The organism is Streptomyces sp. NPDC104202 (assembly GCF_055584185.1).
Genome location: NZ_JBVJMN010000007.1, coordinates 93,392 through 117,562, shown reverse-complemented (window position 1 = coordinate 117,562; position 24,171 = coordinate 93,392). Strand labels below are relative to the sequence as shown.

Sequence of the window (24,171 nt, the reverse complement as noted above, 5' to 3'; positions counted from 1 at the left end):
AGCCCCGCCATGGAACTCGTCATCCGCGACGCGGAGGTCGTCGACGGCAGCGGCGCCCCGTCCTACCGGGCCGACGTGGCGATCGAGGGCGGCAGGATCGCCGCGATCGTCAAGGAGGGCGCCGCCGCCGGCTGCCAGCGGCCCACCGGCCGCCGCATCCTGGACGCCGAGGGGCTCGCCCTCTCCCCCGGCTTCGTCGACATGCACGCCCACAGCGACCTCGCGCTGCTCCGGGACCCGGACCACAGTGCGAAGGCCGCGCAGGGCGTGACCCTCGAAGTGCTCGGCCAGGACGGGCTGTCGTACGCGCCGGTGGACGACCGCACGCTCGCGGAGGTCCGCCGGGCGATCACGGGCTGGAACGGCGACGGCTCCGACGTCGACCTCGACTGGCGGACGGTCGGCGGGTACCTGGACCGGCTCGACGGCGCGCACGGCGGCCGGGGCATCGCCGTCAACGCGGCCTATCTGATCCCGCAGGGCACGGTCCGGATGTACGCGATGGGCTGGGAGGACCGGCCGGCGACCGCGGCCGAGCTGGACCGCATGCGCCGGCTCGTCGCCGAGGGCATGGCGGAGGGCGCCGTCGGCATGTCCTCCGGCCTGACCTACACCCCGGGCATGTACGCGCCGGACGCCGAGCTGACCGAGCTGTGCCGGGTCGTCGCATCGTACGGCGGCTACTACTGCCCGCACCACCGCTCCTACGGCGCGGGCGCGCTGCGGGCGTACGAGGAGATGATCGCCCTCACCCGGGAGGCGGGCTGCCCGCTGCACCTGGCCCACGCCACGATGAACTTCGGCGTCAACGAGGGCCGGGCCCCCGAGCTCCTCGCCCTCCTCGACGCCGCGCTGGACGGGGGCGCGGACATCAGCCTCGACACCTACCCGTACACGCCGGGCTGCACGACCCTGGTCGCCCTGCTGCCCGGCTGGGCGAGCGAGGGCGGTCCCGAGGCCGTCCTCGCGCGGCTCCGGGACGACGCGACGGCGGAGCGGATCCGGCACCACCTGGAGGAGCTCGGCTCGGACGGCTGCCACGGCGTGCCGGTCGAGTGGGACACGATCGAGGTCTCCGGCGTCGCCGACCCCGCCCTCGCGGGGTTCGTGGGCCGCCGCGTGGACGGCTGGACGACCGCCCGCCGGCTCCTGACCGAGGACCGTCTCGGGACCACGATCCTCCAGCACGTGGGCCACGAGGAGAACGTCCGGGCGATCATGCGCCACCGCGTCCACACCGGCGGCTCCGACGGCATCCTTCAGGGCAGCAAGCCCCACCCCCGGGCGTACGGCACCTTCCCGGAGTACCTGGGCCGGTACGTGCGCGAGCTGGGCGTCCTCTCCCTGGAGGAGTGCGTCGCCCACCTGACCTCGCGGCCCGCCGCCCGCCTCCGCCTCCCCGACCGCGGGCTCGTGCGCGAGGGGTACGTCGCCGACCTCGTCCTCTTCGACCCCGCCGGCGTCGCCGCCGGCTCGACCTACGCCTCCCCCCGCACCCTCCCGACGGGCATCCCCCACGTCCTGGTCGACGGCAGGTTCGTCATCGAGGACGGCCGGCGCACGGACGTCCTCGCGGGCCGCGCGATCCGGAGGACCCCGACGGGCTGACGCACGCACGTGAAGCGGTGGTGGTCCGTACCGGTGCGGACGGCCCAGGGGGCGTCTCGCCGGTCATGCCGGGCTCGCGGGGTCCGGCAACCGCTCCCTGATCCGGCCTGGCCGACAGGACGCCCCTAGGGCCTGTCGTCAAACTCCCGTCTGCCCCGCGGGCGACGACGGGAGTTTGACGACAGCCCCTAGAGCCGCTCCCGCACCCACCCGGGCGCCGGGTTCACGTACGCGCGTCCCGCCACCACCACCGTCGGTACGGTCTCGTCGCCGCCGGTGGCCTCGCGGACGGCGGCCGCCCCCTCGGGGTCGCGCCAGATGTCGACCCAGTGCGCCCGGCGGCCCCGCAGGCCGAGGCGGGTCCGCAGCCGCAGGCAGTACACGCAGCCCGGCCGCCAGTAGACGACCGGGCGCCCGTCGGCGGCGGACCGGCGGCGCGCCTCGGCCGCCCCGACGGAGCGGGGGAAGACGAGCGGCGAGGTGACGGCCGCGAGCGCCGCGAAGAGCAGCAGGAGGAGGACGGCCCCGCCGGGCTCGCCGCCGGTGGCGCGGCCGGCGGCGGCGAGCACGCCGGTGAGCAGGAGGAGCACCGGCAGGATCCACGCGCGCGTCATGGTGCCGGAGGCTACCGGGAGCGGGTGCCCTCCGGCCGCGGCAGGGGCCCGGCGGCGGAGGCGGCGGCGGGCCACGGGTCGCGCCGGACCCACCACAGGCCGAGCGCGAGGACGCCGCCCGCGAGCACGAAGCCGTACCAGGGGGTGTGGCCCGAGGGCGCCGTCTCGTACGCGAGGGCGGCCGAGAGGACGGCGAGGAGCTGTCCGGCCCGGCTGTGCCAGGCGGCCGCGGCGACGACGGCCGTCCCCCACAGCAGGTACCAGGGCTGCACCATCGGCGAGAGAGCGACGAGGGCGACCAGCGCGAGGCCGAGGGCGAGCACGGGGTCGGTCCGGCCCTGCCAGGCGCGTCGGGCGAGCGCCGCGATGAGGGCGAGGGCGGCGACGAGGCCCAGCTTCTGGACGACGGCCTTGACCGGGTCGGGGTCGTCGGCGACGAGGGTGCCGAGGGCGAGGCCGAGGTCGCTGGTGAGGGAGAGCGGGGTGTGGATGGCCCCGGCGACGCTCTGGGTGCCGAGCCAGCCGAAGCCGGTGCCCGCGGCGAGGGTCGCCCCGGCGGCGACGCCGCCCGCGACGAGCCCCGGCAGGAGGAGGCCCTTGACGACGCCCCGGACGCCTCCCTCGCGGCGGGCCACCAGGACGCCGACGAAGAGCAGTGCGACCGCCGCCGGCGACTTCACCATCATCGCGAGGCCGATCAGCACGCAGCCGAGCACCCACCGGCCGCGCACCGCGAGCAGCACGCCGCTCAGCATGAGCCCGATCATCAGGCCGTCGTTGTGGAGGCCGCCGACGACGTGGACGAGGAGGAGCGGGTTCAGCGCGGCGAGCCACAGCGCCCCGGCCGGGCCGCCGGGGCCGCCGCCGAGTCCGCGGACGGCCACGACGATCAGGGCGAGCGAGCCGAGGGCGATCAGCCGCGTCCCGAGGACGGCGGGCACGATCTCCCCGCCGGTCAGGGCGACGACGGCCTCGGCGAGGAGGAGGAAGACGGGGCCGTAGGGGGCGGGGGTGTCGGTCCAGTTCCCGCCGACGCTCGCCGCCGCCTCCGCGCCGAGGTCGCCGGGGGCGAGGACGGAGGGGCCCGCGCCGTAGACGTCGTGCCCTTCGAGGACCATCCCGCCCTGGGCCACGTAGCTGTAGACGTCGGCGCTGTGCAGCGGCGGGGCGAGCAGCAGCGGGGCGGCCCAGCACAGGAGGGTCGCGAGGACGCCGTCGCGGGCGCCGCGGGCGAGGAGGACGCCGTACCGCCACCAGGCGGCGATCAGCAGGGTCAGGCCCGCGTACGCGAGGACGGCGCCGGCCGTGGCGAGCGCGGCGTCGCGCGGCTGCCAGAGCGGCGCGCCGCCCAGGACCGGAAGGGCGCCCGCCGCGTAGCCGCCGGCGGCGACGGCGAGCGATCCGGCCGCACCCAGCCACCGGCATCCGGAGGCGCTGAAGACCCACATGAGGCGCCAACCTATCCCGCCGGGCGGGACGGCCGGCGGCCCGGCCCCTACCGGTTCCGCTTCGCGGGTCCGCGCCCGCGTCCCGGGTGCTGGGCGGGGGCGCCGTCAGCGGTCTGGCCGACGCCGGAGGGGGCGGTGGAGGCGGTGGTCCCGGGGGCGGCGGAGGCCGTGGTCGTCCCGGACGGAGCAGCGGTCGGGCTGGGACTCCGGCTGACGGTGGAGGGGGCGGCGGCCGGCACGGCGGGGCGGGCGGTCGTGTCGTCCCCGGGGCCGGCGTCCGGGGAGGCGGCGTCGCCCTGGATGAGCGCGGGCGGCCCGCCGGGACCGCCGTCGGCCGGGGAGCCGCCGCGGGGTGCGGAGCCGCCGGTGAACAGCGCGGCGCCGACTCCGAGCAGGCCGAGGCCGCCCGCGGCGATCAGCCAGCCGGGCCCGGGTCCCCGGCGTGCGGGGGCGTGACGGCGGCGGCCGCGTCGGGGTGCGGCGGCTGCGGGATCCTGCTGGCTCATGGGCCCGAAGTGTAGGGAGCCCGCCGGCGCGGGTGCGATCCGGGTCACACCCGGGGACGGGCCGCGGGGTGTCCGACGTGTCCCAAAACACGAGGCGTCCCGGCCGACCCCGCCGTAAGCTCTCGGCATGCAGGTGATCCAGTCCACGAAGCTCGCCAACGTCTGTTACGAAATCCGGGGTCCGGTGCTCGAAGAGGCGATGCGGCTTGAGGCCGCGGGTCATCGCATCCTCAAGCTCAACACGGGCAACCCGGCCGCCTTCGGCTTCGAGTGCCCGCCCGCCATCCTCGAGGACGTGCTCCGCAACCTCTCCGAGGCGCACGGCTACGGCGACGCCAAGGGACTGCTGTCGGCCCGCCGGGCGGTGATGAGCCACTACGAGACCAAGGGCATCCCGCTCTCCGTCGAGGACATCTACCTCGGCAACGGCGTCTCGGAGCTGATCCAGATGTCGATGCAGGCGCTGCTCGACGACGGCGACGAGGTCCTCGTCCCGGCCCCGGACTATCCGCTGTGGACGGCCTCGGTCTCGCTCGCGGGCGGCACGGCGGTGCACTACCGCTGTGACGAGCAGGCGGACTGGATGCCGGACCTCGCGGACATCGAACGGAAGATCACCGACCGCACCAAGGCGATCGTGATCATCAACCCGAACAACCCGACCGGCGCGGTCTACGACGACGAGATGCTCCGCGCGCTGACGGAGATCGCCCGGCGTCACGGCCTGGTCGTCTGCTCGGACGAGATCTACGACAAGATCCTCTACGACGGCGCGACGCACACGCCGACCGCCGCGATCGCCCCCGACCTCCTCTGCCTCACCTTCAACGGGATGAGCAAGAACTACCGGGTCGCGGGCTTCCGCTCGGGCTGGCTGGCGGTCTGCGGCCCGAAGCACCACGCCTCCTCGTACATCGAGGGCCTGACGATCCTCGCGAACATGCGCCTGTGCGCGAACATGCCGGCGCAGCACGCGGTGGCCGCCGCGCTCCAGGGCCGCCAGTCGATCGAGGACCTGGTGCTGCCGGGCGGTCGCCTCCTGGAGCAGCGGAACACGGCGTACGACCTGCTGACGCAGATCCCGGGCGTGACGTGCGTGAAGCCGAAGGGCGCGCTGTACCTGTTCCCGCGCCTGGACCCGAACGTCTACAAGATCAAGGACGACCGGCAGATGGTCCTCGACCTGCTGCGGGCCGAGAAGATCATGGTCGTGCACGGGACGGGCTTCAACTGGCACGAGCCGGACCACTTCCGCATCGTGACGCTGCCGGCGGCGGCGGACCTGGCGGACGCGGTGACCCGGATCGGCCGGTTCCTGGACGGCTACAGCCAGCCGTAGCGACCAGTCCTCGGACATCACTCAACTTTAGATCGAATCTAAGCTAGGATGGATCCCGAGCAATCAGGAGGCCATCCCATGTACGAACCGATCCGGACCAAGTCGGTCCACCGGATGGCCGACGACGACCACGCGTATCCGCACCGGTCGCGCGAGGAGGAGCTGGACATCCAGCTCGCCGGACACCTCGCCGCCCTGCTCGCCGTCACCGACGAGCTGGGCGACACGGAGGCCGGCGACCTCATCGCACTGCAGGTGGCACGGCTGCGCGGCGCCCCGCCCGCGCGGCACGCGGGCCTGAGCGGCGCGCCCGCACAGGACCTGCACCGCAAGGCGCACGCCCTCGCGGGCCGCGCACTGGTCGTCGCCGCCTCCCGGGCCGACACCGCGGCCGCGATCCTCGCGGCCGGGCGCATGGACGCGCACACCGCGGCCCTGACCGGGGACACCCTGGTCGCCGCCCCCTGACGGCCCCGGTCCGCGCGGCACGAACCGCGCGGACCGGGCGCCACCCACCGGGCGGCGGACCCCCGGGAACGCCCGGGATACGGCACCCCCCGCTCCGGTTCGGTACCGGGATCGGCACTTCACCCGCCGTACACCCGACTCCCCCTGGAATGTGGGTTTCCGCGAGCACGCTGCCCGCGTGAGACGCATCCTGGGAATCATCCTGGCCGTCCTGCTCCTGGGCGGTGTGGCCGCCGTCCTGCTGACGGGCGGCGACGAGGACACGGGCACGGCAACGAAGACCGTGCGAGGAGTCATCGGGTCGGAGAAGGCGGAGTTCTTCGCCGACCCCCACGTGGTGAAGGCCCTGGCCGACAAGGGCTTCACCGTGACCACCGAGACCTCCGGGTCGTGGGACATGGAGGAACTGCCGCTCGACGGCTACGACTTCGCGTTCCCGTCCTCCAAGGGACCGGCGGACGAGCTGCGCGCCAAGGCGAAGGACAAGGCGAGGGCGGCCCCGCTGCGGCCCTTCTACTCGCCGCTCGTCGTCCTCGCGCACAGCGCCGCCGCCCGGGTCCTCGCCGGCAACGGCCTGGCGACCCTGGGCCCGCGCGGGACGAGCGGCACCCTGCGGATGGACGCCTACCTCGCCGCGGCCCGCGCCGACCGGACCTGGCAGCAGCTCAGGGGGTCGGCCGGCCACGCCGAACTGAGCGGCACCCTCTTCATCACCTCCACCGACCCCGTCGCCTCCAGCTCCGGCGCCCTCTACCTGGCCGCCGCGAGCTACGTCGCCGACGGCGGCCGGGTCGCGGGCGACAAGGCGGCCGTCACCCGCACCGCCCCGCTGCTGCGCAAGCTGGTGCAGGTGCAGGGCGCCCAGCAGACCGGCTCCGACGCGCCCTTCCGGGACTTCGTCAGCGGCGTCGGCAACCCGCTCGTCCTCGTGTACGAGTCCCAGGTCGCCGCCCAGCTGCTCGCCGGCCGCCCCATGGGCGACCTCGTCGTCCTCTACCCGGACACCACCGTCAACAGCGACCACACCCTCGTACCGCTGACCGCGAACGGCCGCGCGCTCGGCGAACTCCTCGCGAACGACCCCGGGCTGCGCGGCCTCGCGGTCCGGCACGGCTTCCGGCCGCAGGGCGCGGCGAACGAGTTCACCACCGCCACCCAGGCACACACCGCCTACCTCAACCAGACACTCAGCGGAGTCCGCCAGGCGCCCGTGCCCACCAGCGCGGTGCTGCACGAGATGGCGCTGCGGGCCCGCGACCAGGGGGACACCGCATGACCACGCCCGACGACCCGAGAAGAACGATGTCCCTGACCCCGCCCGGGCAGGACACCCCGCTCGTCCTCACGCCGCCCGAACCGGTCCCCGTGGTCCGCGCCGAGCAGGCCTCCGGCCTCGTGCCGCTCGACGACTCCGTCCGCGGGGAGATGAACCGCCGGGCCGCCGAGTACGTCGGCTCGCTGTCGGGGCTCGACCCGCGCTCGCCCGAGTTCGCCGGCCGCATCGGCGAGATCGCGGCCCTCGGCGCGGGCGAGATGCGCACCGCCGCCCAGCAGTCCAACCGGATGCTCGACCGCACGGTCCGCTCGCTCGGCCGGGGCGGCGGTGACGCGCAGGCCCGGGTCGGCTCCTCGCTCGTCGAACTCCGGCGCACCGTCGAGGACCTGGACCCCCGCGACGCCCCCGGCAAGGGGGCCCGCCGCCTCCTCGCCCGGCTGCCGGGCGGCAACCGGTTCCGCGACCACGTCGCCGCGTACGCCTCCTCACAGGCCACCCTGAACCGGATCGTGGGCTCGCTCCGCGGCGGCCAGGACGAACTGCGCCGCGACAACGCCGCGTTGCAGACCGAGCGGGCCCGCCTCTGGGAGACCATGGGCAAGCTCCAGGAGTACGCGGTGCTCACCGAGGCCCTCGACGGGGCCGTCGAGGAGCGGATCGCGGGCACCCCGGACCCCGCCCAGGCCGACGCGCTGCGCGCCGACGTCCTCTTCCCGGTCCGGCAGAAGCACCAGGACCTGCTCACCCAGCTCGCCGTCTGCGCGCAGGGGTATCTGGCCATGGACGTGGTCCGCAGGAACAACGACGAGCTGATCAAAGGCGTGGACCGGGCGGCGACGACCACCCTGTCGGCCCTGCGGATCGCGGTGATGCTCGCCTCCGCGCTGGAGAACCAGCGGAAGGTCACCGAGCAGGTGGACGTGCTGCGTTCGACGACCGAGGACCTCATCCGCGGCAACGCCGAGATGCTGGCGACCCAGGCCGGCGAGATCCAGCGGATCGCCGCGGACCCGGCGGTGGGCGCCGAGACGCTCCGCACGGCGTTCCAGCAGATCTACCGGACGCTCGACGCCATCGACACGTACAAGGTGCGCGCGACCGAGTCCATGGCGGCGACCGTGCAGTCGCTGACGGCCGAACTCCAGGAGGCGAGCGCGCACCTGGACCGCAGCCGCCGCACCGGCGCGCTGGAAGGCGGCGGCCCCGCATGACGCACCCCACGGGCCCCCGCTCCCGCACCCGCGCCCTGACCCGGAGGTTCGCCGGGCTCGCCTTCGCCCTGCTGGTGACCGCGACCGGGACCGCCTGCTCCTCCGACGGCGGGCAGGGCGACGCCGACCGGCCCGGCCGGGGGTACGCGCCCGGCACGCTCCGCGTCCTCGCCTCCTCCGAGCTGGCCGACATGGAACCGGTCCTCGAAGACGCCCGCAAGGCCACCGGGATCACCGTCCGCCCGACCTACGCGGGCACGCTCGACGCCGTCGAGCGGATCGCGTCCGGCGAGGCGGGGACGTCGTTCGACGCGGTCTGGCTCTCCTCCAACGACTACCTGCGGCTGCGCCCCGACACCGCGGGGAGGATCACCGGCGAGACGCCGGTGATGACCTCGCCGGTGGCCGTCGGTGTGCGGCCCGCCGCCGTCGCGCGGCTCGGCTGGGACCCGGCGAAGGTCACCTGGTCGCAGCTGCACCGGGCGGTCGCCGACGGGAAGCTGACGTACGGCATGACCGACCCGGTGCGCTCCAACTCCGGCTTCTCCGCCCTCGTCTCGGTCGCCTCGGGCCTCTCCGGCGCCCAGTCGGCCCTCACCGAGCGGGACGTCGCCGCGGCCACGCCGCGGCTCAGGGAGTTCTTCGCGGGCCAGCGGCTGACCTCCGGTTCGTCGGGCTGGCTGGCCACCGCGTACGCCCGCCGCACCGACGTCGACGCGCTCGTGAACTACGAGTCCGTCCTGCTGTCGGCGCCCGGGAAGCTCACCGTGATCCGGCCCTCGGACGGGGTCGTGACCGCGGACTACCCGCTGACCCTGCTGACCTCCGCCCGCCCCGAGGCGAAGGAGGCCGCGGGCCGGCTCACCACCTATCTGCGCACCCCCGAGGCCCAGCGGCGGATCACCACGACGACCCTGCGCCGCCCGGTGGTCGCGGGCGTCGAACCGGCGGCCGCGCTCGGCCGGGACCAGCGGCGCGAGCTGCCGTTCCCCGGCAGCCGGGCCGTCGCCGACGGGCTCCTCGACGCGTACGACAACACCCTGCGCAGGCCCTCCCGTACGGTGTACGTCCTCGACACCTCCGGCTCCATGAGCGGGGAACGGCTCGACCGGCTGAAGTCGGCGCTGGCCGAGCTGACGAGCGACTTCCGCGACCGGGAGGAGGTCACGCTGATGCCGTTCGGCTCCACGGTGAAGCGGGGCGAGGTCCGCACCCACACCGTCGACCCCGCCTCCCCGAAGGCGGCGCTGGACGCGCTCAGGTCCGACGCGCTGGCCCTCACGGCCTCCGGCGGCACGGCGATCTACTCCAGCCTCCAGGAGGCGTACCGGTCCCTGGGCGGCGCCGACGGGTCGGCGTTCACCTCGGTCGTCCTCATGACGGACGGCGAGAACACCGACGGCGACCCGGCCGCCGCCTTCGACGCCTTCTACCGCTCGCTCCCGGCCGCGCAGCAGCGCACCCCGGTCTTCCCGATCCTCTTCGGCGACTCCGACCGCGGCGAGCTCGGCCACATCGCCGACCTGACGGGCGGGAAGCTCTTCGACGCCACGACCGGGTCGCTGGACGGCGCCTTCGAGGAGATCCGTGGCTACCAGTGAGCGCCTGCTGCGGTACGCCGAGTCCCGCAGGAACCTGACGGGCTGCGCCTGCGGCATCGCGGGCGTGGCGGTCTCCCTCACCGGCGCGGCCGGCGCGCTCTGGCCGCTGGTGGTCGCCGGGCTGTACGCGGCGGGCGCCCTCATCGCCCCGCCCGAGCGGCCGGACACCCCGCACTTCCCGGACGCCGGCGAGCAGCTCGACGCGCTGCGCGAGGACTTCGCGACCCTGCGCGGCTACCTCGCGGAGGTGGAGCTGCCGCCGGCCGCGCGGGAGCGGCTCACCGCGCTCGGCTCCCTCGTCGAGGCCCTGCTGGAACCGGGCTGGGTGAGCGACCCCGAGCATCTGCACGTGCTGGCCCGCGCGGTCCGCCAGGACGTGCCGGAGGCCGTCGACACCTTCGTCCGCACCCGGTGGTGGTCCCGGGTCGCCCCGGGCACGGAGCCGCCGGAGCGGCATCTGGAACGCCAGCTGTCCGCGCTGCACGACGAGGCGGCCGCGATCGCCGCCGCGCTGCAGGAGGCGGAGGAGCTGCGGCAGCGGACGCACACGCGCTACCTGGAGGACAGAAACCCCTGAGCGGCGGGGCGCCGTGGTCGATTATGTTCCGCGCATGACATTCGACCAGCGCCCCACGTCACGCCGCGCCGTCCTCGGCGCCTTCGCCGCGGCCGCCACCGCGGGCGCCCCCGTCCTCGGCCAGCTCGCGGCCGCCGCACCGGCCGCCGCCGTCACCACGGGGGCGGCCGCGGTGGACCCGGCGAAGCCGGAGTACCCCTCCAACACGGCGCTGTACCGGGACCCGGAGCTGGTCGAGGGCGTCGCGTACGGCCGCCGGTACCGCCGCCACCAGCAGTTCGACCTCGCGACGGGCGGGACGTACGCCTTCCCGCGCACCGCGGTGCTCGCGCTGCACGGCGGCGGGATCGAGATCGGCACCAGCGAGCTGTGCCTGGGCATCGCCGGCTACAGCCCGTCCGACGCCGCCGGGGACCCGGTCCTGCCGACCGTGCACGACTACTTCATGTTCGAGGGCCTGCTCTCCGGCGGGAACGGCGATCTGCACGTCACCTCGAAGAACTGCGACGACCACGTCGCGCTGGCGACCGCGCGGAGCCATCTCAACGTGCTGTCGCTGCACGGCTGCACGTTCGGTCAGATCAAGCTGCCCACGGCCGAGTTCCCCACGACCGGAGACCGCGCCGTCGCCGTCGTCGGCGGCCTCCACCCCGCCTTCCGCACGGCCCTGGTCACCGAGATCAAGGCCGCGGGCTTCCAGGCGGTCGACGCGTACGACACCCGGTACTCCGCCACGCTGGGCGAGTTCGACGGCAGTCACGCCGCCAACCCCTGCAACCTGACGATGCTCTCCATGGGCGCCCAGCTGGAGCTGACCACGGAGCTGCGCCAGAGCCTCTTCGGCGACTCCTCCTCGCGGTCCGCGCGCGCCGCGACGTGGAACAGGTCCGGCGGGCGGTTCGAGGCCTTCCGCGACGCCTGCCGCCGGGCGATCGCCACCGTCGAGGCGGGCCAGCCGATCCTGTAGCGGACGTGCGCCGGCCCCCGGAGCCTGAGGGGGCTCCGGGGGCCGGATGCGTCGTGGTGGGCCGTCGTGACCCCACTGGTCAGGGCGGTGTTTCGGGGCAACCCACCACGAGTCTCGGAGGGACTAGCCGAGGCGCTCCACGAGCGCCTCGTACTCGTCCCACAGCTCCTTCGGCGTGTGGTCGCCGAAGGTGTTCAGGTGGTCGGGGACCAGGGCGGCCTCCTCGCGCCACACGTCACGGTCGACCTTGAGGAGGAACTCCAGGTCCTCGGCCGGCAGGTCCAGGCCCTCGGTGTCCAGGGACTCCGGGGTCGGCAGGATGCCGATGGGGGTCTCGACGCCCTCGGCCCTGCCCTCCAGGCGCTCGACGATCCACTTCAGGACGCGGCTGTTCTCGCCGAAGCCGGGCCAGACGAACTTGCCCGCGTCGTTCTTGCGGAACCAGTTCACGTAGTAGATCTTCGGCAGCTTGGCGGCGTCGGCCGTCGCGCCCACCTTGACCCAGTGGGCCATGTAGTCGCCCATGTTGTAGCCGCAGAACGGCAGCATGGCGAACGGGTCGCGGCGCAGCTCGCCGACCTTGCCCTCGGCGGCGGCGGTCTTCTCGGAGGCGACGTTCGCGCCGAGGAAGACGCCGTGGTTCCAGTCGAAGGACTCGGTGACCAGCGGGACGGCGGAGGCGCGGCGGCCGCCGAAGAGGATCGCGGAGATCGGGACGCCCTTGGTGTCCTCCCACTCGGGCGCGATCGTCGGGCACTGCCCGGCCGGGACGGTGAAGCGGGCGTTCGGGTGGGCGGCCGGGGTCTCGGACTCCGGCGTCCAGTCGTTGCCCTTCCAGTCCGTGAGGTGCTTGGGCAGCTCTTCGGTCATGCCTTCCCACCACACGTCGCCGTCGTCGGTGAGCGCGACGTTGGTGAAGACGGAGTTGCCCCAGAGGGTCTTCATGGCGTTGGCGTTGGTGTGCTCGCCGGTGCCGGGGGCGACGCCGAAGAAACCGGCCTCGGGGTTGATCGCGTAGAGGCGGCCGTCCTCGCCGAAGCGCATCCAGGCGATGTCGTCGCCGATGGTCTCGACGGTCCAGCCGGAGATCGTGGGCTCCAGCATGGCGAGGTTGGTCTTGCCGCAGGCCGAGGGGAACGCGGCGGCGACGTACTTCGCCTCGCCCTGCGGCGGGGTGAGCTTGAGGATCAGCATGTGCTCGGCGAGCCAGCCCTCGTCACGCGCCATGACGGAGGCGATGCGGAGCGCGTAGCACTTCTTGCCGAGCAGGGCGTTGCCGCCGTAGCCCGAGCCGTACGACCAGATCTCGCGCGTCTCGGGGAAGTGCGAGATGTACTTGGTGGAGTTGCACGGCCACGCCACGTCCTCCTGGCCCTCCTCCAGGGGGGCGCCGAGGGTGTGGACGGCCTTGACGAAGAAGCCGTCGGTGCCGAGCTCGTCGAGGACGGCCTGTCCCATGCGGGTCATGGTGCGCATGGAGACGGCGACGTACGCGGAGTCGGTGATCTCGACGCCGATGGCGGAGAGCGGGGAGCCGACCGGGCCCATGCAGAAGGGCACGACGTACATGGTGCGGCCGCGCATGGAGCCGCGGAAGATGCCCTCGGAGCCCGCGAAGAGCTCCTTCATCTCGGCCGGGGCCTTCCAGTGGTTGGTCGGGCCCGCGTCCTCCTCCTTCTCGGAGCAGATGAAGGTCCGGTCCTCGACACGCGCGACGTCCGTCGGGTCGGAGGCGGCGTAGTACGAGTTCGGGCGCAGGGCCGGGTCGAGCTTCGTGAAGGTCCCCTTGGCGACGAGCTCCTCGCACAGGCGCTCGTACTCGGCCTCGGACCCGTCGCACCAGACGATGCTGTCCGGCTGGGTGATCTCGGCGATCTCGTTCACCCAGGAGACGAGCTCCCGGTGCTGGGTGGGGACGGTGGTGGGAGCCGCGTTGTCGCGCGCCACGATTGCTCCTTGTTGAGGGGTTTTTTAGATGTATGCCCCGTGGGGGCCGCGACCCGGATGCTTCGTAGCTGCTCATCCGGTGCCGACCGCACTCATTTGATCATCCGATGGATCCGCCCATATGTCCAGGGGGGTGCACACGTGAGCATCGCCACTCGTATCCGGCACCTACGGGGGCGTAGGTACGATTCGTTTCCATGACTGCAGCCACGCCGGAAGTGACCCCGCTCGAGCGCCCGCCGTCGCTCCCGACGAAGCCCCGGCTCCGGGGATGGCTGCACGCGGGCATGTTCCCCGCGGTGATCGTCGCGGGCCTCGTCCTCGTCGCCCTCTCCGACTCGCCCCGCGCCCGCATCGCCTGCGGGATCTACGTCCTCACCGCCTGCCTGCTCTTCGGCATCAGCGCGCTCTACCACCGCGGGAACTGGGGACCGCGCGGCGAGGCCGTGCTCCGGCGCCTCGACCACGCCAACATCTTCCTGATCATCGCGGGCACCTACACGCCGCTCACCCTGCTGCTGCTCCCGGACTCCACCGCGAAGCCGCTCATGTGGGCGGTCTGGGCGGCGGCGACGGCCGGCATCGCCTTCCGGGTCTTCTGGGTCGGCGCGCCCCGCTGGCTCTACACGCCCTGCTACATCGCGATGGGCTGGGCCGCCGTCTTCTTCCTGCCCGACTTCATGCGCGCGGGCGGCATCGCCGTCCTCGTCCTCGTCATCGTCGGCGGACTGCTCTACAGCGCGGGCGGCGTCATCTACGGCATGAAGCGCCCCAACCCGTCACCGCGCTGGTTCGGCTTCCACGAGGTCTTCCACTCCCTGACGCTCGCCGCCTTCATCGTCCACTACGTCGGCATCTCGCTGGTCGCCTACCAGCACGCCTGACCCGGGACAATGGCCTCCATGGCCGCCGAACCCACTTCCCGTCCGAGCCTGCGCGAACGCAAGAAGGCGAGGACCCGCGCGGCGATCCGGAAGGCCACCTGCCGGCTCGCCGCGGAGGAGGGCTGGGACGCCGCCACCACCGAACGGATCGCCGAGGCCGCCGAGGTCTCCCCCTCCACCGTGGTGCGCTACTTCCCGGTCCGCGAGGACATCCTCCTCACCGACGAGGACGACGCGTACCTGGAGGCCCGGCTGCGGGCCAGGCCCGCCGGCGAGGAGCCCCTCGAATCCCTCCGCGCCGTCGTCCTCGAAGCCGTCGGCACCGCCTTCGCCGCGGAGCCCGCGGAGACCCTGCTGCGCGCCCGGCTGATGGTGGAGATCCCCTCCGTGCGGGCCCGGCTCACCGAGACCACCGCGGCCACCGGCCGCCGGCTGGCCCGCGCGGTCGCCGAGCGGACCGGCCGGGGCGCCGACGACCTGGAGGTGCGCGTCTTCACGGCGGCCGCCCTCGGCGCCCTGCGCGAGGCGGCCCTCCACTGGGCGGAGCACGACCGCTCCGACGACCTGTCCGCGCTCCTCGACCGCACGGTCGACACCCTCAGGACGGGCCTGGCGGAGCCCCCAGCGCACCCCTGACGATCCGCGCCGACTCCGGGTTCTCCGCGCACCCCCACACCCCGTGCGGGCAGTAGTCGGTGACCGTCTGGTACACCGGCCGGTGCGTGGCGAACCAGTCGAGCATCCCCCGCACGTACGCCGGGTTGTCGCCGTTCCGGAAGAGCCCCCACTCCGGGTACGAGACCGGCTTGCCGTGCTCCGCCGCGAACCGCACGTGGTGAGCGAGCCCGTACTCCTCGGTCACCTGCTCCTCGAAGGAGAGCCCCTCCGGCTGGTCGTAGGCGTCCAGGCCGATGACGTCGACGACGTCGTCCCCGGGGTAGCACGCGGGCCACGCGATGGCGTCCAGCCCCCGGCTCGGCGTGAAGTCGAACCGGAAGCGCTGCCCCGGGACCCCCCGCAACACCTCGGTCACCCGCCGCCAGTACGCCTTCCAGGCCGCCGGGTCGGGGCCGCAGCGGTGGCTGTACGTGGTGCCGTTCATCTCCCAGCCCAGGACCAGGACCGCGTCCCCGAGGCCGTGCTCCACGAGCCGCTCCCCCAGCACCCGGAAGTGCCCGTCGAAGGCGCCCCCGGCGCCCCGCCGCAGCCCGGCCCGCACCTCGGCGTCCGGCAGCCCCGCCTCGTTGCGGTCGAGCAGCGGCACGTTCAGCACGAAGAGGCGCCCGGGCCGCTCCGCCTTCCAGCGGGCCCAGGGCTCGAAGAGCGCCGGATGCCCCTCGATGTTGGACCAGCGGTCGCCCGGCAGGTAGGTGTGCCCGACGCTGAGCCGGTCGCCGCCCAGCCAGCTCTGCACCCGGGCGATCCGCCGCACCCCGGCCTCGTCGGAACCGGTGAAGAAGCCCGAGGGCACCCCGGTCAGCGGCCGCGTCTCCGGCAGCTCCCGGCCGCCGGTGTGCCGCCCGCCCGGCGCGAGCCGGTCGTAGGACAACAGGAGGACGACGAGGGCCGCGAGCAGCACGATCAGTGCGGCCCGCGGCCGGGGAAGGCGGGGGTTCACGTCAGCTCGTCCAGAAGTCCCACCAGCGGGTCAGGATCAGCATCCCGATGATCCCGGCGTGCAGGAGGGGCGGGGCGAAGGCGAACTCGCCGAAGAAGGTCCGCAGCCCGGCCGGGGCCGGCAGGACGCCGGTCCGGACGTTCTGCGCGGTGACGTACCAGAACATGACGAGGGTGGCGGCCCACGCCAGGCAGCACCACAGACAGAGCGCGTTGATCTCGTACAGCGACTGGAACATCAGCCAGGTGCAGAAGCCGACGCCGAAGAGCATCCCGGCGTTCAACCCCAGCCACAGCCAGCCCCGGTAGCGGGCCCCGGCGAGCAGCCCCGCGCCGACGGCGACGACGACCGCGTACGTCACGAGCCCGAGCATCGGGTTGGGGAACCCGAAGACCCCGGCCTGCTCGCTCTTCATGACGCTGCCGCACGAGACGACCGGGTTCAGGCTGCACCCGGGCTGGAAGCCGGGGTCCTCCAGGAGCTTGAACTTGTCGATCGTGATCACCCAGCCGGCCAGCACGCCCGCCGCCCCGGTGACCATCAGCATCCAGGCGAAGGCCCGGCTCGCGCCGTGCACCGCCCCGCCGGTCTCCGGCGGGGCCTCCTCCTGCCGCTGCGCGGGCACCCCGCCCCGTACGTTCGCCGTCGCCATGACGCGCACCCCCTTCCCGCTCAGCCCTGGAGGCGGCGGACCGGCATCAGGACGTGGGCGCTGTCCGCGAGCATCTCCTCGTCGGAGACGAAGGCCCGCAGCTGCGCCTCCTCGACCGGCTGCCCGGGGACGGCCTCGGGCCAGGGGCGGACCGAGCAGATCAGATAGACCTGTCCGCGCTCGCGGGCGGCCTCCTGCCACTCGTCGGGCACGGGGCACTGCACCTTGAGGAAGGGCAGGTTGAGGACGGCCGAGCCGCCCTCGACGAGCAGCGTGGCGTTGATCCCGGCGTCCTTCTCCAGGTCGAAGAGCCGGTCGCCGACGGAGAGGCCGGCCGACTCCAGGGCCGTGCGCATCGCCTGCTGACCGGCCTCCGGCCCGTCCCGGCCGTCACCGAGCGAGTACGCCATGAGGAACGGCGTGCCGGCCGCGTCGGCGGAGGGCTCGCTGGACCACGGGATCACCGTGAGAGTTCCCAGCGGAGAGGCGCTGCGCGCCGAGGAAACGACGTTGGAAGTGGTCATGAAACCGGATGCTAATGCTCCAACCACCCTTTCCCCGCGCCGTTTTCACTCGAACGGCCGATATTCACGCCGCTGGCATTTCCGGCGCAACGAACCCGGGATTTCATCGTTGTGCCCTGAGGGCATTAGCCGACCACGAGGAGATCACTCATGATCGTCCCGCGCCGCGTCGCACTGCGGTCCCTCTTCGCGCTGGCCGTCACCGGTTTCACGGGCGCCGCCCTCGGCCGCGTCGCGGCCCGCCCGCCGTCGGGCGACCGGGGCGACGCGCACGCCTTCGACGAGATGTACCGGGGCCGCCGCCTGCTCGGCTTCACCGGTCCGGACGGCGGGCCGGTGGCCCTCGTCGACGGCCGGCCGCTGCATCTGATGCGCTGCGCCGACGGCGGGTACCTGACGCCGATCGACCACTACGAGTCCTGCCCGACGCCGCTGGCGGCGACCCGCGCGGCCGTGGACGAGCTGGGCACGGCCCCGCTCTCCCGGTTCGCCGGCGCCCACGGCGTCCACACCGACCCGACGGGAGGGAGCCCGCGTGGTGTACACGCGTAAGAACCAGCGCGATCTGACCGCGGCCGAGCGCCGCAAGTTCGTCGCCGCCGTCCTGGAGCTCAAGCGCAGGGGCACGTACGACGAGTTCGTGCGGACCCACATCGACTACTACTCCGCGGACGGCGAGGGGAAGCTCCGGGTGGCCCACATGGCGCCCAGCTTCCTGCCCTGGCACCGCCGGTTCCTGCTGGAGTTCGAGAAGGCGCTGCGCCGGATCGACCCGACGGTCTCCGTCCCGTACTGGGACTGGACCCGGGACAACAGCCCGGCGTCGTCGATCTGGGGCGAGGACTTCATGGGCGGCAACGGCCGCCGCGCCGACCTCCAGGTGATGACCGGCCCCTTCGCGCACTCCGGCGGCCGGTGGACCGTCACGAACGCGATGACCGAGGGCCGCTTCCTGACCAGGGACTTCGGCCGTCCGCGCGATCCGATCACGCTGCCGACGGCGGCCCAGCTGGACGAGGTGATGCGGGAGCGGGTGTACGACGCGGCGCCCTGGAACTCCACGAGCCGCTCCGGGTTCCGCAACCGGCTGGAGGGCTGGGCCCCGGGCACCGGCAACGAGCGCTTCCGCGTCCACAACCGGGTGCACCGCTGGGTCGGGGGCCTGATGCTCGGCGGCGGCTCGGTGAACGACCCGGTGTTCTGGCTGCACCACTCCTTCGTCGACCTGGTCTGGTCGCGGTGGCAGCAGCGCAACCCCGGCGCCGCCTACCTGCCGGCGGAGCCACCGCCGCTGGGCGACGCGCAGTACCGGAAGGTGACCGCCCGGCACCAGCCGATGGCGCCCTGGGGCGTGACCCCGGCGGAGATGTTCGACCACAGTCGCGTCTACCGCTACGCGTGAGCTCCGCACACGGGTGTCCCCCCGGTCCGACGGACCGGGGGGACACCCGTGTGGAGCGGGGGGGGGATCAGCCGCCGTAGCCGCCGTCACCGTTGCCGTCGGCGTTGATGCAGGTGTTGCCGAACGCCGGGTTCAGCAGGCCGATGACGTTGACGGTGTTGCCGCACAGGTTGACCGGGACGTGCACCGGGACCTGGACGACGTTGCCGGAGGCGACACCGGGCGAGTGGGCGGCGACGGCCTCGGCGCCCGAGTCGGCGACGGCCAGGCCGGCTCCGCTGAGGGCAACGGCACCCGTGCCGGCGAGAACAGCGGCAGCCTTCGCGATGCGAGACATCAAGAACTCCTTGGACGTGTAACGCGACCGCAGGAATCACGGCCGTCATACCCGTTCAACGCCGATATCCGGGCCGGGTCACGGCCATTGCGCCGAACGGGAGGAAGGAAAATCGAAATAATGGCCCGCGGTCCGAAATCCGTCCGCCGCCGGATACGACGGGACGGCTTCGGACCGCGGGCCGCGGCCATGCGACAAGCCTCTTGATCCAACGAGCGAGAACCCGTGGGGTGGCGGGGAAGAATCGTGTCTTCACCCGGCCGGGGGGCCGGTGCTCCGTCAGTGCGCTTCCGGCGCCAGGCCCAGCTGCGGGTCGAGGGCGCCGCTCAGCATCGGGGTGAGCAGACCGACCTGGGGCTTGGTGAGGTCGGGCAGGCCGGCGAGTCCGTCGCCGCGCGGGGCCTCCAGCGGGTTGCCGACGACCGCCCCGGGCGTGGCCGCCCGCATCTCCGAGTGCGGGCTGCTGAGCAGCGCGCGGCCGGGCTCGCTGTCCCGCAGCACCTCGGGCAGCGGCGCGTCGACGACGGTGCCGGGGACGGTGCCGGTGAGCGGGACGCTCGGCAGCGTCAGGTCGGGAAGTGCCCCGAGGCCCTTCTGGAAGCCGGTGGGTGCACCGGGCATCGGGACGGGAACGCCGGTCGCCACGGTCGGCGCGTCCATCGGCAGGACCGGGTCGAGGCCCTGGAGCGGGACGATCACCGGCGCCTCGACGGCGGCGGCGGGAGAGGCCAGGGTGGCGGAGGCGAGCGCGGTCATGAGGAGCCCCATGCCCGCGTGAGAACGCAGAGTCATGTGAGGTGAACGAGCCCCTCGGCCGAAACGTCGCGGGACTAACCCGTGTGCAGCAACGCGCGGGGCCCTCACCGGTGAAGGCGAGGGCCCCGGTTGACGCGTGGGGGGGGCGGCGGTCAGTGGCGGCGGCCGACCCGTCCGCCCCTCAGGTACACGACCGTGCCGCCGATGATCAGCGCGGCGCTGATCGCGGCCGCGCCCATGAGCGCGGGGTCGCCACCGGTCTCGGGGAGCTCAGGGGGCCCGGTGGGCGGGGTCGTCGGCTTCGTCGGCGGAGTGGTCGGCGGCGTCGTCGGCGGGTGCGTGGGGGGCTTCGTCGGCGGGTGGGTCGGCGGATGCGTGGGAGGCGTCGTCGGCGGGTGCGTCGGCGGCTTGGTCGGCGGCGTCGTCGGGGGATGCGTCGGCGGATGCGTGGGAGGCGTCGTCGGCGGCTTGGTCGGCGGCGTCGTCGGGGGATGCGTCGGCGGGTGCGTGGGAGGCGTCGTCGGCGGCTTGGTCGGCGGCGTCGTCGGAGGCGTCGTCGGCGGGTGCGTCGGCGGGTGGGTCGGCGGCGTCGTCGGAGGGTGCGTCGGGGGGTGGGTCGGCGGGTGCGTCGGCGGCTTGGTCGGCGGGTGGGTCGGTTCGTCGCCGTAGCCGCCGGGTTCCTCCGCCTGGGCGCAGAGGTCGCCGACGGCTTCCGCGACGAAGCCGCCGAGATCCATGCCGTGGCCGCAGACGTCGGGCGGCAGGGGGGCCTGGGCATGGCCGGCGGAGGCGGGGCCGTGCCCGTCGCCCGTACCGGCGTGGGAACCCGCGGCCAGGGCGAATCCGCCGCTCAGCGACAGGATCCCGGTCGCTGCCGCCGCGGTGAGTACTTTCCTGCTGATGATGGACCGCATACCGCTCTTCCTCTGGAGAAAGGGAGAGACCGGTGAGGATCCCCCCTCGCTCCGACCGGCCTGGTCCACTCCGACGTTCGGGTGGGACTGGCCAGAGGGTATGGGTGGGGCCACCGCGTGCCGCGGGGGCCACACGGCAGCTGATCAGAAAATCATTCGATCAGCCGACCGTGAGGAACGGCGGCGCGAAGGCGGCCGTAAGCGCCCTTCGGTGAAGGGGTACTGAGGTGGCGTCAGCCGCCGAGCGGAAGGCCGCCGGGGACCGGGAGGCCGCCGAGGAGCGGGGCGCCCTTGGTGGTCTCGTTCAGCTGGGTGGCCGCGTCCGTGACGCTCTTGACCGGGGAGCCGTCCGTGGTGCTGCTCAGCACGTCCGTCTTCAGCCCATTGGCGGCGATCGCTTCGAGTCCACCGTTCAGGCTGGTGGGGGTCAGCGCCTCCGTGGCCATGGCGGGCGCGGCGGCACCCAGCGCCATCAGCGAACCGGCGACGACCGCGGCGACCTTGGTGGGCTTCATGGAGTGAATCCTTCCTCTGTACTTTCAAGTCACGTGCTGTACAGGGTTCTTGGCCGAATCCTGTACATCGTTCTGCTTCTGTAACGAGGAGTGCGCTCCCCGGAAACTCCGGGAGGAAGGATTTCTCGACACTGCACCCGATCGATGCGGACCGGTGCTATTTGCCGACCGCACGCGTCCGCGCCGGCCCGGCGGAGGCCGGACCGGCACGGACGAGGGGACGGCTACCGGACGGGCAGCGGGGGCGTCACCGGCAGCTCGGGCACGCCCACCGGCGGCTTCGCCGGCGCCTCGACCGGCAGCTGCGGCGCCTCGACCGGCGGCTCGGGCGCCGGGACCGGGAGGGCCGGCAGCGCGGGCAGGCCGGCCAGGTCCGGCGCGGGCAGGCCGCTGCCGAGCACGGTCGCGACGACGAGGTCGACGAGCGAGGTCAGCGTCGCGGTGACCTGCGGGACGACTCCGGCGGCGTCACCGGAGGTGACGGCGGCCAGCAGCCCGGCGACCGCCTTCTCCACCGTGGCGAGCACGTCGCCCACCACGTCCGCGGGGGCCGCCTCCGCGGCCTTCGCGGCGGCCCCGACGGGCAGGCTCACGGGCGGCTTCACGGGCAGGCCCACCGGGGTCTCCACCGCGGGTGGGGTGACCGGGAGTTCGGGAGCCGGCGGAGTCGCGGGAAGCTCCGCGGCGGGCGGGGTCACGGGGAGGGGGGCCGCGGGGGTCTCCGGCAGCGGGGCCGGGGCCGTGCCCTTGGCCTGCTCGACGGCGGCCGCGATCTTGGCCTTGAACGCCTCGACGTCGGCCGCGGGCAGCCGGCCGGAGTCGGCCTTCAGGGCGGCGGTGACGAGTTCGGACACGGGGGTCGTCACGGACCCCAGCTCTCCGAGCGCCTCGGCCTGGGCCAGCAGGGCGGCCACGTCGGGGAGGGGTGCGCGGGCGGCCCGTTCGGCCGCGGTGGGCGGAGGGTGCTCGCCGGCGACGGCGGATCCCGCCGCGCCGAGGGTGAGGACCGCGGATATCGCCAGGGCGGTGAGACGGGGTGGGGCGAGGGGACGCATATGTGTTCCTTTTCCTTATGCGTCGGACAACTGCCCTCTCACGGTGCCTGCGGGTATAGCGCTCCGCAACCGCAGAGCTACGCAGCGCCACGCCTCCTTTCGAGTGAATCCCGGCCCCCACCCTGCCCCTCGAAGGGGCGTACGCCGTTGCACCGAACGGCGCACGAGGGTGCCGCCGAACGAGTAACGGACCAGTGACCGCACGGGAAAAGCCGGTGCGCCCACCCCCGGAGGGATGGGCGCACCGGCTTCGGAAGGACCGATCAGGCGTGCCGGATCAGGCGTTGACGCAGGTGTTGCCGAAGGCCGGGTTCAGCGCGCCGATGACGCTGACCGTGTTGCCGCAGAGGTTGACCGGGACATGCACCGGGACCTGGACGACGTTGCCGGAGCCGACGCCGGGGGACTTCACGGCCGCGCCCTCGGCGCCGGCGTCGGCGGCGGCGGCACCGGCGGCACCGGCGACGGCGGCGGCGGCACCCACGGTCAGAACAACGGCCTTGGCGATACGGGACATGGAGAAGCTCTCCTCGATCGAAATTCAACGCGGACTGCGCGGACTGTTCGGCCCGGCTCCCTCAACAACGCCCCCGGTTTTCATCGGTTGCTCTCCCGAACGGGTGACGTTCAACCGATCTTTGGGCCATAAGAGGGCCGTTGGGGCTACAGGCCGTGGAATGGCGCAACACGCTCAACGAGGAACCTGCCACCTGGATACGGGAGTTAGCGTTTCCAAGCATCTAATGCTTACTATCGCCCCGCGTCGGGGTTATAACGTTCCCGAACGTTGCTTCCGGGCCGGCCGCGCGTTCACCCATTTCGTGCGGACGACACCTTCCTCCCGCCCGGCCTACTCGGGTCTTCCCTCTCTTCTCTCATCAAAGCGGAGAACCTGTATGCGGAATTCTGCGATTCCCGCTGTGCGGCGCAGCGTGCTGTGCGTCCTGTCGTGTGCGGCGCTGACCGCCGCGCTGCCGGTCGCCTCCGCCACCACCCGGCCCGGCGAGGCGGACCGTGTCCCCTTCGCCGCGCGCTACGCGACGGTGCAGCACGGTGGGGTCGTACGCGCCGCCGACTCCTCGACGAGGGGCGCGGAGGGCACCGAGTCGGTGAACGACGGCGCCGCGATCGCGTACGTCGACGTGGACGACGACCCCCTGACCTACAACTCCAGCCGGGCCGCGCTCGCGGTCCCGGCGGGCGCGCGGGTCAGCTGGGCCCGTCTCTACTGGGGCGGGAACCTGCGGGTGGGCGAGCAGAAGCCGCCCGCGGACAACGGCCGCGTGCTGATCGCCGAGCCCGGCGGCGCGTACAAGGCGCTCCTCGCGGACTCCCTGATCGGCCACCGCGCGGCGGACGGCGCGGACGCGTTCCAGGCGTCCGCGGACGTCACCGACCTGGTCCGCCGCTCGCGGCCGGGACAGTGGACGGTCGCCCAGGTCAACGTCGCCAAGGGCCGTTCCGCGGTCGGCGGTTGGGGCGGCTGGACGCTCGTCGCGGCGTACGAGAAGGCGTCCGAACCACTGCGCCGGATCACCGTCTGGGACGGTTTCGAAACGATCGGCCCGCGCCGCGGTGAGCTGCGTGTCCCGGTCGACGGAAACCCATTTCCCCGCGGCACGCGCGGACAGCTCGGAGTGGTCGCCTATGACGGTGACCGCGGCACTTCCGGGGATTATCTCGCGGTGCACACGAGCCGCTCGAAGAGCACCAGGCTCTCGGATTCCGCCAATTCCGCGGACGACGTCATGAACTCCAGCATCACCGAATTCGGCGCCGGTCGTACGGTCCGCTTCCCCGATGGTACGAACACCCTCGGGTACGACTCCGACGTCTTCGACCTGCGGGGAGCGCTGCGCGAGGGAGGGGACCGTGTCGAAGTCCGGTTCGGCAGCCGGAAGGACACCGTCTGGCTCGGTGCGCTCTTCCTCCAGGCGGACGTCCGGCGCTGA

General features: G+C 73.4%; 26 protein-coding genes. 13 read left to right on the top strand and 13 right to left on the bottom strand.

The genetic code is table 11. The annotated features are described in order from the left end of the window. The first annotated feature begins 9 nt into the window (after positions 1-9). On the top strand, positions 10-1,608 hold the full coding sequence (locus ACZ60W_RS07355; RefSeq protein WP_469754397.1) for an N-acyl-D-amino-acid deacylase family protein: 1,599 nt from the start codon (positions 10-12) through the stop codon (positions 1,606-1,608). Positions 1,609-1,796: 188 nt separating this feature from the next. On the opposite strand, the gene ACZ60W_RS07350 is transcribed toward ACZ60W_RS07355, so the two are convergent. Genes ACZ60W_RS07350 through ACZ60W_RS07340 form a run of 3 tightly spaced genes read right to left on the bottom strand, consistent with a single transcriptional unit; the run spans position 1,797 to position 4,176 of the window. After that, positions 1,797-2,222, bottom strand: a complete 426-nt coding sequence (locus tag ACZ60W_RS07350) for a glutaredoxin domain-containing protein (protein ID WP_469754396.1) — start codon at positions 2,220-2,222, stop codon at positions 1,797-1,799. A gap of 11 nt (positions 2,223-2,233) precedes the next feature. Next, positions 2,234-3,670: a polyprenol phosphomannose-dependent alpha 1,6 mannosyltransferase MptB gene (gene mptB / locus ACZ60W_RS07345; protein WP_469754395.1), complete on the bottom strand. Its 1,437-nt coding sequence runs from the start codon at positions 3,668-3,670 to the stop codon at positions 2,234-2,236. Positions 3,671-3,717: 47 nt separating this feature from the next. Continuing rightward, positions 3,718-4,176 carry a hypothetical protein gene (locus ACZ60W_RS07340; protein ID WP_469754394.1) on the bottom strand — a complete coding sequence of 153 codons (459 nt, stop codon included), beginning with the start codon at positions 4,174-4,176 and terminating at the stop codon, positions 3,718-3,720. A gap of 127 nt (positions 4,177-4,303) precedes the next feature. Between ACZ60W_RS07340 and ACZ60W_RS07335 the strand changes: the two genes are divergently transcribed. From ACZ60W_RS07335 to ACZ60W_RS07305, 7 genes are all read left to right on the top strand, one after another. Continuing rightward, a complete protein-coding gene (locus ACZ60W_RS07335) occupies positions 4,304-5,515 on the top strand; it encodes a pyridoxal phosphate-dependent aminotransferase (protein WP_469754393.1) in 1,212 nt (403 codons plus the stop codon). Positions 5,516-5,593: 78 nt separating this feature from the next. Beyond that, on the top strand, positions 5,594-5,983 hold the full coding sequence (locus ACZ60W_RS07330) for an SCO4983 family protein (RefSeq protein WP_469754392.1): 390 nt from the start codon (positions 5,594-5,596) through the stop codon (positions 5,981-5,983). 151 nt (positions 5,984-6,134) lie between these two features. Next, positions 6,135-7,259 (top strand): hypothetical protein, encoded by a 1,125-nt coding sequence (locus tag ACZ60W_RS07325; RefSeq protein WP_469754391.1) that lies wholly within the window; start codon positions 6,135-6,137, stop codon positions 7,257-7,259. Further along, positions 7,256-8,470, top strand: coding sequence for a toxic anion resistance protein (locus ACZ60W_RS07320; protein ID WP_469754390.1), 1,215 nt, complete (start codon positions 7,256-7,258; stop codon positions 8,468-8,470). The genes ACZ60W_RS07325 and ACZ60W_RS07320 overlap by 4 nt, the downstream gene beginning before the upstream one ends. Beyond that, on the top strand, positions 8,467-10,071 hold the full coding sequence (locus tag ACZ60W_RS07315) for a substrate-binding and vWA domain-containing protein (RefSeq protein WP_469754389.1): 1,605 nt from the start codon (positions 8,467-8,469) through the stop codon (positions 10,069-10,071). Before ACZ60W_RS07320 ends, ACZ60W_RS07315 begins: the two co-directional genes overlap by 4 nt. Continuing rightward, entirely contained in the window at positions 10,058-10,648 is a 591-nt protein-coding gene (locus ACZ60W_RS07310; RefSeq protein WP_469754388.1) for a hypothetical protein, read from the top strand. The genes ACZ60W_RS07315 and ACZ60W_RS07310 overlap by 14 nt, the downstream gene beginning before the upstream one ends. A gap of 34 nt (positions 10,649-10,682) precedes the next feature. Next, positions 10,683-11,615: a poly-gamma-glutamate hydrolase family protein gene (locus ACZ60W_RS07305; RefSeq protein WP_469754387.1), complete on the top strand. Its 933-nt coding sequence runs from the start codon at positions 10,683-10,685 to the stop codon at positions 11,613-11,615. Between the two features lie 123 nt (positions 11,616-11,738). Here ACZ60W_RS07305 and ACZ60W_RS07300 read toward each other — a convergent pair whose 3' ends face one another. After that, the gene (locus ACZ60W_RS07300) at positions 11,739-13,562 is read right to left on the bottom strand and encodes a phosphoenolpyruvate carboxykinase (GTP) (RefSeq protein WP_469754386.1); all 1,824 of its coding nucleotides are present in this window, start codon (positions 13,560-13,562) and stop codon (positions 11,739-11,741) included. A 197-nt stretch (positions 13,563-13,759) separates the two neighbouring features. On the opposite strand from ACZ60W_RS07300, the gene trhA reads away from it, so the two are divergent. After that, complete coding sequence (gene trhA / locus ACZ60W_RS07295; RefSeq protein ID WP_469754385.1) at positions 13,760-14,446, top strand: PAQR family membrane homeostasis protein TrhA; 687 nt, start codon at positions 13,760-13,762, stop codon at positions 14,444-14,446. An 18-nt stretch (positions 14,447-14,464) separates the two neighbouring features. Beyond that, positions 14,465-15,082: an acyl-CoA-like ligand-binding transcription factor gene (locus ACZ60W_RS07290; protein ID WP_469754384.1), complete on the top strand. Its 618-nt coding sequence runs from the start codon at positions 14,465-14,467 to the stop codon at positions 15,080-15,082. On the opposite strand, the gene ACZ60W_RS07285 is transcribed toward ACZ60W_RS07290, so the two are convergent. The 3 genes from ACZ60W_RS07285 to ACZ60W_RS07275 are packed head-to-tail and all read right to left on the bottom strand — an operon-like array spanning position 15,045 to position 17,240. Then, on the bottom strand, positions 15,045-16,064 hold the full coding sequence (locus ACZ60W_RS07285) for a glycoside hydrolase family 26 protein (RefSeq protein WP_469754383.1): 1,020 nt from the start codon (positions 16,062-16,064) through the stop codon (positions 15,045-15,047). The genes ACZ60W_RS07290 and ACZ60W_RS07285 overlap by 38 nt on opposite strands. Before the next feature lies 1 nt (position 16,065). Then, entirely contained in the window at positions 16,066-16,716 is a 651-nt protein-coding gene (locus ACZ60W_RS07280; protein ID WP_469754382.1) for a vitamin K epoxide reductase family protein, read from the bottom strand. Between the two features lie 20 nt (positions 16,717-16,736). Then, positions 16,737-17,240 (bottom strand): DUF5949 family protein, encoded by a 504-nt coding sequence (locus ACZ60W_RS07275; RefSeq protein WP_469754381.1) that lies wholly within the window; start codon positions 17,238-17,240, stop codon positions 16,737-16,739. A gap of 150 nt (positions 17,241-17,390) precedes the next feature. On the opposite strand from ACZ60W_RS07275, the gene ACZ60W_RS07270 reads away from it, so the two are divergent. Next, a complete protein-coding gene (locus ACZ60W_RS07270; protein WP_469754380.1) occupies positions 17,391-17,792 on the top strand; it encodes a tyrosinase family oxidase copper chaperone in 402 nt (133 codons plus the stop codon). Then, on the top strand, positions 17,776-18,642 hold the full coding sequence (locus ACZ60W_RS07265; protein ID WP_469754379.1) for a tyrosinase family protein: 867 nt from the start codon (positions 17,776-17,778) through the stop codon (positions 18,640-18,642). The genes ACZ60W_RS07270 and ACZ60W_RS07265 overlap by 17 nt, the downstream gene beginning before the upstream one ends. Positions 18,643-18,709: 67 nt before the next feature. Here ACZ60W_RS07265 and ACZ60W_RS07260 read toward each other — a convergent pair whose 3' ends face one another. The 6 genes from ACZ60W_RS07260 to ACZ60W_RS07235 all read right to left on the bottom strand — a co-directional run bounded on the left by ACZ60W_RS07260 (position 18,710) and on the right by ACZ60W_RS07235 (position 22,736). Beyond that, positions 18,710-18,979, bottom strand: a complete 270-nt coding sequence (locus ACZ60W_RS07260; RefSeq protein ID WP_469754378.1) for a chaplin — start codon at positions 18,977-18,979, stop codon at positions 18,710-18,712. 279 nt (positions 18,980-19,258) lie between these two features. Then, positions 19,259-19,771 carry a hypothetical protein gene (locus ACZ60W_RS07255; RefSeq protein ID WP_469754377.1) on the bottom strand — a complete coding sequence of 171 codons (513 nt, stop codon included), beginning with the start codon at positions 19,769-19,771 and terminating at the stop codon, positions 19,259-19,261. Between the two features lie 116 nt (positions 19,772-19,887). Further along, positions 19,888-20,649, bottom strand: coding sequence for a hypothetical protein (locus ACZ60W_RS07250; protein ID WP_469754376.1), 762 nt, complete (start codon positions 20,647-20,649; stop codon positions 19,888-19,890). Between the two features lie 233 nt (positions 20,650-20,882). Next, the gene (locus tag ACZ60W_RS07245) at positions 20,883-21,164 is read right to left on the bottom strand and encodes a hypothetical protein (protein ID WP_366308516.1); all 282 of its coding nucleotides are present in this window, start codon (positions 21,162-21,164) and stop codon (positions 20,883-20,885) included. A gap of 224 nt (positions 21,165-21,388) precedes the next feature. Further along, complete coding sequence (locus tag ACZ60W_RS07240; RefSeq protein WP_469754375.1) at positions 21,389-22,219, bottom strand: hypothetical protein; 831 nt, start codon at positions 22,217-22,219, stop codon at positions 21,389-21,391. Between the two features lie 277 nt (positions 22,220-22,496). Then, a complete protein-coding gene (locus ACZ60W_RS07235) occupies positions 22,497-22,736 on the bottom strand; it encodes a chaplin (protein WP_366308514.1) in 240 nt (79 codons plus the stop codon). 379 nt (positions 22,737-23,115) lie between these two features. Here ACZ60W_RS07235 and ACZ60W_RS07230 point away from each other — a divergent pair, with 379 nt between their 5' ends. Then, a complete protein-coding gene (locus tag ACZ60W_RS07230) occupies positions 23,116-24,171 on the top strand; it encodes a DUF3344 domain-containing protein (protein ID WP_469754374.1) in 1,056 nt (351 codons plus the stop codon).

Excerpts from the sequence above, each read along its gene's own strand:
- ACZ60W_RS07355 (WP_469754397.1), top strand. The coding sequence starts at position 10 with ATGGAACTCGTCATCCGCGACGCGGAGGTCGTCGACGGCAGCGGCGCC.
- ACZ60W_RS07350 (WP_469754396.1), bottom strand. The coding sequence starts at position 2,222 with ATGACGCGCGCGTGGATCCTGCCGGTGCTCCTCCTGCTCACCGGCGTG.
- mptB (WP_469754395.1), bottom strand. The coding sequence starts at position 3,670 with ATGTGGGTCTTCAGCGCCTCCGGATGCCGGTGGCTGGGTGCGGCCGGA.
- ACZ60W_RS07340 (WP_469754394.1), bottom strand. The coding sequence starts at position 4,176 with ATGAGCCAGCAGGATCCCGCAGCCGCCGCACCCCGACGCGGCCGCCGC.
- ACZ60W_RS07335 (WP_469754393.1), top strand. The coding sequence starts at position 4,304 with ATGCAGGTGATCCAGTCCACGAAGCTCGCCAACGTCTGTTACGAAATC.
- ACZ60W_RS07330 (WP_469754392.1), top strand. The coding sequence starts at position 5,594 with ATGTACGAACCGATCCGGACCAAGTCGGTCCACCGGATGGCCGACGAC.
- ACZ60W_RS07320 (WP_469754390.1), top strand. The coding sequence starts at position 7,256 with ATGACCACGCCCGACGACCCGAGAAGAACGATGTCCCTGACCCCGCCC.
- ACZ60W_RS07315 (WP_469754389.1), top strand. The coding sequence starts at position 8,467 with ATGACGCACCCCACGGGCCCCCGCTCCCGCACCCGCGCCCTGACCCGG.
- ACZ60W_RS07305 (WP_469754387.1), top strand. The coding sequence starts at position 10,683 with ATGACATTCGACCAGCGCCCCACGTCACGCCGCGCCGTCCTCGGCGCC.
- trhA (WP_469754385.1), top strand. The coding sequence starts at position 13,760 with ATGACTGCAGCCACGCCGGAAGTGACCCCGCTCGAGCGCCCGCCGTCG.
- ACZ60W_RS07290 (WP_469754384.1), top strand. The coding sequence starts at position 14,465 with ATGGCCGCCGAACCCACTTCCCGTCCGAGCCTGCGCGAACGCAAGAAG.
- ACZ60W_RS07280 (WP_469754382.1), bottom strand. The coding sequence starts at position 16,716 with ATGGCGACGGCGAACGTACGGGGCGGGGTGCCCGCGCAGCGGCAGGAG.
- ACZ60W_RS07275 (WP_469754381.1), bottom strand. The coding sequence starts at position 17,240 with ATGACCACTTCCAACGTCGTTTCCTCGGCGCGCAGCGCCTCTCCGCTG.
- ACZ60W_RS07270 (WP_469754380.1), top strand. The coding sequence starts at position 17,391 with ATGATCGTCCCGCGCCGCGTCGCACTGCGGTCCCTCTTCGCGCTGGCC.
- ACZ60W_RS07260 (WP_469754378.1), bottom strand. The coding sequence starts at position 18,979 with ATGTCTCGCATCGCGAAGGCTGCCGCTGTTCTCGCCGGCACGGGTGCC.
- ACZ60W_RS07255 (WP_469754377.1), bottom strand. The coding sequence starts at position 19,771 with ATGACTCTGCGTTCTCACGCGGGCATGGGGCTCCTCATGACCGCGCTC.
- ACZ60W_RS07250 (WP_469754376.1), bottom strand. The coding sequence starts at position 20,649 with ATGCGGTCCATCATCAGCAGGAAAGTACTCACCGCGGCGGCAGCGACC.
- ACZ60W_RS07245 (WP_366308516.1), bottom strand. The coding sequence starts at position 21,164 with ATGAAGCCCACCAAGGTCGCCGCGGTCGTCGCCGGTTCGCTGATGGCG.
- ACZ60W_RS07240 (WP_469754375.1), bottom strand. The coding sequence starts at position 22,219 with ATGCGTCCCCTCGCCCCACCCCGTCTCACCGCCCTGGCGATATCCGCG.
- ACZ60W_RS07235 (WP_366308514.1), bottom strand. The coding sequence starts at position 22,736 with ATGTCCCGTATCGCCAAGGCCGTTGTTCTGACCGTGGGTGCCGCCGCC.
- ACZ60W_RS07230 (WP_469754374.1), top strand. The coding sequence starts at position 23,116 with ATGCGGAATTCTGCGATTCCCGCTGTGCGGCGCAGCGTGCTGTGCGTC.